This window comes from Cyanobacteriota bacterium (assembly GCA_025054735.1).
In the GTDB taxonomy this organism is placed as follows: domain Bacteria; phylum Cyanobacteriota; class Cyanobacteriia; order SKYG9; family SKYG9; genus SKYG9.
This window is the reverse complement of record JANWZG010000122.1, coordinates 1-9,586: the sequence shown is the minus strand read 5'-3', so window position 1 is coordinate 9,586 and position 9,586 is coordinate 1. Positions and strand designations below refer to the sequence as shown.

Here is a 9,586-nt window from a genome sequence, read left to right as displayed (position 1 = left end):
TGAGTGTAAAAGCAGTTGTCTGGTTCAATCCCAGCCATCTGGAGGCGTGCCTGCCAAGTGGTGGAACCGTAACTGGCGTAGTCAATAGCAAGGCGGGCAGCACGATGATGGCCTAAGTCAACGAGTAGGCGTTCAAATTACTCCCAACTAACCTGGTGTAGCACCACCCGATCGGCCTGACGAGCTGTGATAACCATGACCTAACCTCTGGGCACTTGCAAGGATAATTGCTTATCTGTGTACCTAAATCTATTGAGTTGTTGGTTAGTCCCATAGCCCCCTGGTGAATCACGAGGCAGCCCTTAGTTAGTGCGTGAAGGGTCAGTGTATTCAGGGTTATAACTGGGGAAGACTAAGCGATCAGTAATCAGTGCCGCGTGACCAATCACAACCAACACGACTATGATGCAACCACCAATTCCATCGGGAACTATCTTAAAAAGCCGTTATCGCCTAGATAGGGTTTTAGGTCAGGGAGGCTTTGGACGCACTTACTTGGCAGAAGATCAAGGGCGGTTCAACGAGCGCTGTGTGGTGAAGGAATACATTCCAGTGCAGGGCAGTGACTATTCGCTGCAAAAGTCGAAGGAGTTATTTCAGCGGGAGGCTGCGGTTCTTTACCAGATTGAGCATCCCCAGATTCCCAAGTTTCGGGAAATGTTTGAGCAGGGACGGCGGCTGTTCTTTGTGCAAGATTTTATCGATGGTCGCACCTATAGATCCCTGCTGGAGGAGCGATTGGCAGCGGGCATGACTTTCTCTGAAGCTGAGGTAATGCACCTAATGGAGCAGGTGTTGCCTGTGCTGGCCTATATTCACAGCAAGGGGATTGTGCACCGGGACATTTCACCAGATAACTTGATACTGCGGGAGGGCGATCGGCTGCCGGTATTGATTGATTTTGGTGTGGTCAAGGAAGTAGCAGGGCAATTGCACGCCTCAGAAGTAACGCAACAGGGCACGACGGTGGGCAAGTTGGGCTATTCTCCCAGTGAACAGTTACAAACTGGCAAGGTATACCCCAACAGTGACCTATATGCCTTGGCAGTGACTGTTGTAGTGCTGTTGACGGGGAAGCAGCCCCAAGATCTGCTGGATGAAACTACGATGACATGGCATTGGCAACAGTGGGTACCAGCCCTAAGTCCGCGGCTAGTGCAAGTGTTAAATCGGATGATGAACCCCCGCCCCCACAATCGCTATGAGTCAGCGACCGAGGTATTGCAGGCCCTACGATCGCTGACTGGGCTAGTGGAATCTGCTGCTGCACCGGGAACCCAAGTTACAAAACCAGTTGCTCCAGCACCGCAACCTACGTCAGTGAAGCCCCGGCCTCAGATTAAAACCATAACTGCATCAACATCGTCCAAACCAGTTGGTCAGCCCCCCACGTGGTTGGGATGGGCGATCGCAGGTGGTGTGTTGTTAGTGGTAGCGATTGCACCGTGGATTGTACTTAGCAACCTGTTGAAGGATCAGGCCAAGCAGCGTCTATCACCTACACCCAATGCCAACGTTTCTCCAGTGCCATCGCCAACGATCGTCCCTTCTCCAGCAGCAACACCTCCTGTAGCGGCTACTCCCCCCACAACATCTCCATCCACACCTACACCAACGGATGCGGCTGTCGAGTCAGTCACATTTGGCCCTAATCAGTCCACGGTTCAGAAGAGTGGGACAGTGAGCTTGCAGCGCAGTAAGCAGTTCATCATCTCACTAGCGGAAGGACAGTCTCTATCGGTACAGGTTATTCAAGGTACGGTGACCCTTGAAGTTCGGGATCCAATCGGCGTTATCCTAGCTAGCAACACCGCAAGCTGGCAATCTCAGCCATCAGCACGAGCTGGCAATTATCAGATCACGGTATCGTCGTTGCAGGAAACCCCCTTTTCGGTAGTCTTTACCCTCACAGGGGGCAACCCAACTGCAACTCCCCAGCCGATAGCGCCCACGCCGACAGTTACGCCCAGTTCACCCACGGTTGGGTCAACACCGCCTTCAGCACCGTCTCCACCCCCCACACTGCCACCTGAAGCTACAGCACCACCATCCCCCAGTCCCTAGGGAACGATGACCTATGCAAACCAAAGATACAAGCTGCTGAGGGCGATCGCTCCGCCTACATAGCGAATGACCTGCTCCTTAGTAAACCGCTGGACTAGCCATCCGGCCCCGATGCCAATGGCATGAAGTAAGGCTGTAGAGATGACAAACCCAAGTCCATACAGCAGACCAGTTGTGTTGTCGGGCATTTCTGCTCCGTGGGCATAGCCATGAAAAATTGCCAGCAGACCAACGATCGCTGCACTGACAGGCAGAGGGAATTTTGCCGTTGCGGCGATAAGCACCCCTAACACTAAGACCGAAAGCACAATACCCTGCTCCACTAGGGGCAAGGGAACACCTGCCATACCTGCGATGCCGCTTAGAGCCATAACACCCACAAAACTGAGGGGAACAATCCACAGTGCCTTGCCACCAATTTGTGATGCCCAAATGCCCACGGCAACCATGGCGAGAATGTGATCTAGCCCTCCAATAGGATGGGTAACGCCATGCCAGAAACCAGAGGCTGCCCCTTGCCCAGTATGAGCTTGAGCAATCGTCGGCAATAACACCGTTATTGCAGTGGTTCCTAACAGCAGAGCGGCACGGTTTTGCAGTCTGTTCATAATTGCTTCCTTATCTAAACATCTACGATCGGGGTTAGCACTGGATTTACTTACCGCAACCCAGCTTACAATCAAGTTCTGATCTAGATTTGTCCATTGGTTAACAGCATACATGGCAACTTTCCTCACCACCTATGGATTTCTGATTGTCTCAATGTTGTTGGGGGCAATGCTGGGCTTGTCTCTCTATCTGCCGTTGATGGCCGGCCAATTGTCACTGGCTAGCCCTGGATTTTATGCCTTGGGAGGCTACATCGCTGCTGTGCTATCGACTAAGGTTTTCTCGCCAGTGGGTAGTTTTCCGGTACCACTACTGTTGCTAGAGATGGTGGTGGCGGGTTGCCTATCTGGTCTGTTGGGGCTAGTTGTAGGCATTCCTACCCTAAGACTACGGGGCATCTATCTGGCGATCGCCACTATTGCTGTCGTAGAGATTTTGCGCGTGCTCTCCCTAAACTTGGAAATCACCGGAGGAGCCGTGGGTATTTTTGCGGTGCCCCAGCCCTTCAGTAGTGCGATCGAGTATCTGTGGATTGTATTGCCCATGCTAGTTTTGAGCATGATATTTTTTCATCGCCTAGAGCATAGCCGCACAGGCAGAGCTTTTTTGGCTATCCGAGAAGATGAGCTAGTTGCTGACGCGATCGGGATTAATCCTACCTATTACAAAGTGCTAGCCTTTACCCTAGGAGCTATCCTAGCGGGCATGGTTGGGGCCATTAGTGCCCACTTCTTAAACACCTGGAATGCTCGTCAAGGCACCTTTGATGTCAGCATTATTCACCTAACGTTTGTGCTGATTGGTGGCTCCCGCACATTTTGGGGGGCAGTACTAGGTGGTATGGTGCTTACAGCTCTACCTGAAGTGCTACGCGCAACTGCCGACTTACCAGGACTATCCCCATACGTGGCCCAGTTTTTACGCGACGGGCGCTTGATGGTGTTTGGGCTGTTGATTGTCCTAGGAACTATTTTCTTTCCCCAGGGGCTAGTCAAGTCTACATGGTTCGATGCCGCCCCTTCAGGGTCACGCCAGACGAAACCAACAAACTAACGTTCACCCATGTCCCACAGAGGGGTAAAATAAGGTGCTGATTGTTCCGCCCAGTCAACATCCATGATTTCTAGCAATGATTTTCGTACTGGTACCACGATCGAACTTGATGGCAGCGTGTGGAAAGTTGTGGAATTTCTCCACGTTAAGCCAGGAAAAGGCTCGGCCTTTGTGCGTACTAAACTCAAAAATGCTCAGACAGGTAACGTAGTTGAGCGCACCTTCCGAGCTGGTGAAATGGTGCCCCAAGCCACTCTGGAAAAGTCTGTTATGCAACACACCTATAAAGACGGTGATGAGTATGTGTTCATGGACATGAGCACCTATGAAGAAGGTCGTCTGACCGCAGATCAGATTGGCGATCGGGTCAAGTATTTGAAAGATGGCATGGAAGTCAACGTGGTGCGCTGGGGTACCCAGGTAATCGAAGTGGAATTGCCCAACTCGGTTGTGCTGGAGGTTGTGCAGACCGACCCTGGGGTCAAGGGAGACACGGCTACTGGTGGCACTAAGCCTGCGATCGTCGAGACTGGTGCTCAAGTGATGGTGCCGCTCTTTATCTCGGTTGGCGAGAAGATTCGGATTGACACTCGGTCTGATACCTATCTAGGTCGAGAGAACTAATCCGGCAAGTTGCCCAGCCAGTGGCTTGGGTATTTATCACTAGTAGCAGGGGTCGTATAGATTGTGGCATTGAGCATTGAGGAATTGCGGGAACTCTTGATCACGATAGATCAAACCAGTATTGCAGAATTGACGCTGAAGTCTGATGACTTTGAGTTAACTGTTCGCCGTGATACTGTGGCATCGCCAGAGCCAGGGGCAAAGATTCCTGCAAGTACACAAGTGGTGAGTCCGCCACCGACGATCGCAGTTCCTGAACCAACAGTTCCTGCTACTCCTACCCCAGCGGCAATGCCCACGCCCTCCCCTCTGGAAAAAAAGCTGGTAGAGATTACCTCCCCGATGGTGGGTACGTTTTATCGCGCCCCTGCTCCCGATGAACCACCATTTGTGAACGTGGGCGATCGCATTCGGCCAGGGCAGACCGTCTGTATTATTGAGGCTATGAAGCTGATGAATGAGTTAGAAGCCGAGGTCGCTGGCGAAATTGTTGAAATTCTTGTAGACAACGCTCAGCCAGTAGAATATGGACAGGTGTTGATGCGTATTAACCCAGCCTAATTAGGCTAAAGCCCCAGCCATTGACGATTAGATAGCATAGACCCGTCAGCTTCACATCTGACTGCTCTATATCTGACTTTGGTGATCACCCATGAACCATTACGACCAGCAACAACCGATGAGCCTTAATCGTCGCCAATTTCTGATACTAGGTGGTCTAGGTAGTCTGGGCTTACTAGTAGCCAACAAGGTTGGGCTTGATCGGTTTACAGGCAGCCCATGGTCTAGCCAAGTCAACAATATCAACAATATATTTACAACTAGCCAGGAGTCATCAAGCTCTATAACGAGTGATGGACAGACGATCGCCGCTACCGAATCACCTATGTTCCGATTTGTTGCCGTCGCTGACACAGGCACTGGCGGCTCAGGGCAATATCGCGTTGCGGCTGCCATGACTCGTTATCATCGGCAATATCCTTTTGATCTAGTGATTTTGGCAGGGGACAATATTTACAACAACGGCGAAATTGAGAAAATCAATGCTGTGTTTGAAAAACCCTACAAGCCATTGCTAGATCAGGGCGTGCAGTTTCGAGCTTGTCTAGGAAATCACGATATCCGCACTGCTAATGGGGATCCACAAGTGCGCTATCCCGGCTTTAATATGACCGGGCGCTACTACACCTTTGCCCGTGATCCGGTGCAGTTTTTTGCCCTAGACACTAACACCAACGCCGACTGGGAAGCACAACAACCTTGGCTAGAGCGCGAACTCAGCCAAAGCACAGCCCGCTGGAAGATTGTCTTTGGGCATCACCAAATCTATTCCTCTGGACACTATGGATTGAATGAGGGGCTAATCAAGCGTCTGACCCCTGTGTTCCGTAAATATGGTGTTCAGCTTTACATCAATGGGCACGATCATCACTACGAACGATCGCAGCCCATCGATGGCACTACTTACCTCATCTGTGGTGCTGGTGCTGGCACGCGCCCAGTTGGGCATTCTACCTGGACAGCCTATTCCGCCCAAACCCTTAGCTTTGCTGCGATCGCCGTCTATCCTGATTATCTGTTGATTCAAGGCATTGGCACCAGGAATCAGATTTTTGACCAGGGCATTGTCTATCGGTCTCTCGTTGGCTGATGCTAGGTAGTTCCTCTTTACCGAGGGCCACACCGTGACGCAAACAGTGGTAGCATTCGGACAGCATTGACAATTCGTTACAACCCAGAGGAACCACTCTATGCTGGAAACCCAGTCTCAACCCACGGCAACGGATCCTGCACAGCCTGCAATTAGCCCCTATCAGCACACCCTAGCCACTGCGATTGAGCAAACGGGCATAGGCTTGCACACCGGAGCGGAAACCCACGTGCGCGTGTTGCCAGCCGCATCTGGAGAAGGCCGCTATTTTGTCCGGGTTGATTTGCCTACACAACCTCAGATTCCAGCTACGATCGCTGCTGTGGGTCAAACCATGCTCTCTACAGAACTGACGGCTAATGGCAGTGCTGTTCGCACAGTGGAACACCTGCTATCGGCCTTGTTGGGTATGGGGGTAGACAATGCTCGCATTGAAATTGATGGCCCTGAAGTGCCGTTGCTAGACGGGTCAGCTCAACCCTGGGCCGCCGCGATCGCCCAAGCTGGCCTCACCACTCAACCAGCCGAACGCCAGCGCCCTACTCTGACAGAGCCTGTGTGGTTACGCCATGGAGATGCCTTTGTAGCTGCATTGCCTGCTCCACAGTTGCGCTTTAGCTACGGGATTGATTTTGATCTAGCAGCGATTGGTAATCAGTGGCACAGTTGGTCACCAGAGGTGGCTAGCTTTGCCGATGAAGTAGCTCCAGCCCGTACCTTTGGCTTGGCACACCAGATTGAACAACTGCGGGCGGCTGGGTTGATCAAAGGCGGCAGTCTAGACAATGCCTTGGTCTGTGGGTCGGATGGCTGGATTAACCCTCCCCTGCGCTTTGCCAATGAACCTGCTCGCCACAAACTGTTGGACTTAGTTGGCGACATGAGCCTACTAGGGACGCTACCGATCGCCCACTTTATAGCCTATAAGGCTAGCCATAGCTTGCACACTCAGCTTGTTCGCTCACTACAAGCCACACTCACCTGAGCTTGCAACCCTGAGCCACAGCTACCCTAGGGGCATCACTATAATCCAAGAGAGTATGTACAAGGGTAATAGCCCCAGATACTTGACGTTACTGTGAGGTGACTACTGTTGACTACAGAACCTTGCGAATTAGGGCAGGTTGATCGTCCGACGATCGCCACCGATGTCCCCGCTATCATTACTGTTAATGACCTCACGAAGGTATATCCCGTCGCAGTCAAACAACCTGGACTCAAGGGAACCCTAGGTCACTTTTTCCGCCGCACCTATCGCCATGTGGAAGCAGTGAAACAGGTATCATTTCAAATTCAGCCAGGGGAAATTGTTGGTTTCTTGGGGCCGAATGGTGCAGGCAAAACGACAACGCTGAAGATGCTGACTGGCTTAATCCATCCCTCGGCTGGTGAGGTCATGGTGACTGGACATGTGCCCTTTCGTCGAGAACCAGAATTTTTACACCAAATCACACTGGTTATGGGTCAAAAGCAACAGTTGATTTGGGATTTGCCTGCGATCGATTCCCTACACATTAATGCTGCTGTTTACGACATCCCCGACAAAGAATTTCGCTATCGCGTGGGGGAATTGTCAGAAATGCTTGGCATCACCGATAAACTCCACCAACCTGTGCGCAAACTCTCCCTAGGGGAACGCATGAAAGCTGAACTGCTGGCAGCGCTGGTGCACCGTCCCCAAGTGCTGTTTTTGGATGAGCCAACTCTGGGACTAGATGTCAACGCTCAGGTGAGTGTCCGAGATTTTTTGCGAGACTACAACCAGCGCTATGGTGCCACCGTGATTTTGACCAGTCACTACATGGCGGACATCACGGCTCTGTGCGATCGCGTGTTGCTGATCTATGGTGGTAGCCTAATCTATGACGGTAGTCTAGATGGTCTAGTTGCCCAATTTGCCCCCTACCGAGAGGTAAAAGTTGAGTTTGCGACCTGCCACACGCAGGATGTGCTTGCAGCCTATGGCGAGGTACAGGCGATCGACGGTCGCGAGGCCCGCTTTGTAGTGCAGCGTCACGTGCTAACTCGTACAGTTTCTCAAATTCTTGCCAACTTAGACGTGCTGGATTTGACCGTAACGGATCCGCCGATTGAAGAAGTCATTGGTCGTGTGTTTCAGGCAGGGAACACCCTCACCTCAGCATGAACGGGCAAGAATAGGGATATTATCAATGGTGAACCTTTGCGCTGATTCTGTCAGCATCTCAGGTTCTCTGCCGACTGCTAACGTCTGAACCCGTGAATCTGACAACGTTTAAGACTGCAACTCCCATTATTGGTGTTGTTCACCTGTTACCATTACCTACTTCGCCCCGCTGGGGAGGTAGCCTCAAGGCTGTAATCGATCGGGCTGAACAGGAAGCCACTGCCCTAGCCTCTGGTGGCGTTGATGCCATCATTGTAGAGAATTTTTTTGATGCTCCCTTTAGCAAGGATCGGGTGGATCCAGCAGTGGTTAGTGCTATGACTGTAGTCGTGCAGCGCTTGATGCATTTAGTTACCTTGCCGATCGGCATTAACGTTCTCCGTAACGATGCAACTAGTGCCCTGGCGATCGCAACCTGCACAGGAGCCACCTTCATCCGCGTCAATATCTTGACTGGAGTCATGGCCACGGATCAAGGCATTATTGAGGGCAATGCCCATCACCTGTTGCGCTATCGGCGAGAATTGGGTAGCGATGTCAAGATTCTGGCCGATGTGTTGGTAAAACACGCTAGTCCCATCGGAGCTGCTAATCTGTCCCTAGCTGTGCAAGACACGATCGAACGAGGTCTTGCTGATGGTGTAATTCTGTCTGGCTGGGCAACAGGCGACCCCCCCACCCTAGAAGATCTGAAAACTGCCCGCGAAGCCGCCGCCGGTAAACCCGTTTTCATTGGTAGCGGAGCCAACTGGGATAATATTCCTATCCTGATCAAGGCGGCAGACGGCGTAATTGTCAGCAGTTCCCTAAAACGACACGGGCAGCGTGAACAGGCGATCGACCCCGTTCGCGTTAGCCGCTTTGTGGAAGCAACACGTCAAGCACCATCCCATACCCATCCTTAACCTGTTGACCCCTATTCCCCTTGACCTATGGAATTTTTTGCCATCCTGTTATCAGGGCTGATTAGCTTGGTATCGCCCGCAGGTTTGATCATCGACCAAGTAGCCGCCAATGCTATTCGCTCTCAATTCCAGTCTGTTGAGCAACTACAAGTGCGAGTAGACAATGCTCCTGTGCATCAAATTCTTCAGGGCAAGGCCAATCGCTTACTGATTTCAGGTAAAGGATTGGTGCTGACTCAAGCCTTCCGGATTGCGTCCCTAGAGTTAGAGGCTGAAAACGTCAACATCGATCCAAGTAGTTTAGGCCGGGGACAGGTCAGTTTAGGGCAACCTCTGCAAACTGGTGTTCGCCTGATTCTGACTCAGGATGACATCAATCGAGCCATTCAAGCGCCGGGATTTGCCGATCGCCTGCGGGGCATTGCCATTGACCTGCCTGGGCCACCTCAGGTGCAACGTCAGGTTCAGCGCTACGACTTTCTCAACCCCCAGATCAAAATCCTAGATGGCGATCGGCTAGAACTGTCCATCAAC

Annotated in this window: 10 protein-coding genes; 9 read left to right on the top strand and 1 reads right to left on the bottom strand. The window is 51.9% G+C overall.

Annotation, left to right across the window (positions count from 1 at the left end):
- Positions 1 to 402 precede the first annotated feature (402 nt).
- Entirely contained in the window at positions 403 to 2,064 is a 1,662-nt protein-coding gene (locus NZ772_07730; GenBank protein ID MCS6813446.1) for a protein kinase, read from the top strand.
- A gap of 11 nt (positions 2,065 to 2,075) precedes the next feature.
- On the opposite strand, the gene NZ772_07725 is transcribed toward NZ772_07730, so the two are convergent.
- Positions 2,076 to 2,672, bottom strand: coding sequence for a HupE/UreJ family protein (locus NZ772_07725; GenBank protein MCS6813445.1), 597 nt, complete (start codon positions 2,670 to 2,672; stop codon positions 2,076 to 2,078).
- A 112-nt stretch (positions 2,673 to 2,784) separates the two neighbouring features.
- Here NZ772_07725 and NZ772_07720 point away from each other — a divergent pair, with 112 nt between their 5' ends.
- The 8 genes from NZ772_07720 to NZ772_07685 form a co-directional block, all read left to right on the top strand.
- On the top strand, positions 2,785 to 3,726 hold the full coding sequence (locus NZ772_07720; protein MCS6813444.1) for a branched-chain amino acid ABC transporter permease: 942 nt from the start codon (positions 2,785 to 2,787) through the stop codon (positions 3,724 to 3,726).
- Between the two features lie 63 nt (positions 3,727 to 3,789).
- On the top strand, positions 3,790 to 4,350 hold the full coding sequence (efp, locus tag NZ772_07715; GenBank protein ID MCS6813443.1) for an elongation factor P: 561 nt from the start codon (positions 3,790 to 3,792) through the stop codon (positions 4,348 to 4,350).
- A 63-nt stretch (positions 4,351 to 4,413) separates the two neighbouring features.
- Positions 4,414 to 4,911, top strand: coding sequence for an acetyl-CoA carboxylase biotin carboxyl carrier protein (accB, locus tag NZ772_07710; GenBank protein ID MCS6813442.1), 498 nt, complete (start codon positions 4,414 to 4,416; stop codon positions 4,909 to 4,911).
- 118 nt (positions 4,912 to 5,029) lie between these two features.
- Positions 5,030 to 6,001 carry a metallophosphoesterase gene (locus tag NZ772_07705; protein ID MCS6813441.1) on the top strand — a complete coding sequence of 324 codons (972 nt, stop codon included), beginning with the start codon at positions 5,030 to 5,032 and terminating at the stop codon, positions 5,999 to 6,001.
- Between the two features lie 100 nt (positions 6,002 to 6,101).
- On the top strand, positions 6,102 to 6,986 hold the full coding sequence (lpxC, locus tag NZ772_07700) for a UDP-3-O-acyl-N-acetylglucosamine deacetylase (protein ID MCS6813440.1): 885 nt from the start codon (positions 6,102 to 6,104) through the stop codon (positions 6,984 to 6,986).
- Positions 6,987 to 7,139: 153 nt separating this feature from the next.
- Positions 7,140 to 8,147, top strand: a complete 1,008-nt coding sequence (locus NZ772_07695; protein MCS6813439.1) for an ATP-binding cassette domain-containing protein — start codon at positions 7,140 to 7,142, stop codon at positions 8,145 to 8,147.
- 92 nt (positions 8,148 to 8,239) lie between these two features.
- Positions 8,240 to 9,052: a BtpA/SgcQ family protein gene (locus tag NZ772_07690; GenBank protein MCS6813438.1), complete on the top strand. Its 813-nt coding sequence runs from the start codon at positions 8,240 to 8,242 to the stop codon at positions 9,050 to 9,052.
- Positions 9,053 to 9,079: 27 nt separating this feature from the next.
- The coding region (locus NZ772_07685; protein MCS6813437.1) for a DUF2993 domain-containing protein at positions 9,080 to 9,586 on the top strand (507 nt) is incomplete at its 3' end.

Excerpts from the sequence above, each read along its gene's own strand:
- NZ772_07725 (MCS6813445.1), bottom strand. The coding sequence starts at position 2,672 with ATGAACAGACTGCAAAACCGTGCCGCTCTGCTGTTAGGAACCACTGCA.
- lpxC (MCS6813440.1), top strand. The coding sequence starts at position 6,102 with ATGCTGGAAACCCAGTCTCAACCCACGGCAACGGATCCTGCACAGCCT.
- NZ772_07730 (MCS6813446.1), top strand. The coding sequence starts at position 403 with ATGATGCAACCACCAATTCCATCGGGAACTATCTTAAAAAGCCGTTAT.
- efp (MCS6813443.1), top strand. The coding sequence starts at position 3,790 with ATGATTTCTAGCAATGATTTTCGTACTGGTACCACGATCGAACTTGAT.
- NZ772_07720 (MCS6813444.1), top strand. The coding sequence starts at position 2,785 with ATGGCAACTTTCCTCACCACCTATGGATTTCTGATTGTCTCAATGTTG.
- NZ772_07705 (MCS6813441.1), top strand. The coding sequence starts at position 5,030 with ATGAGCCTTAATCGTCGCCAATTTCTGATACTAGGTGGTCTAGGTAGT.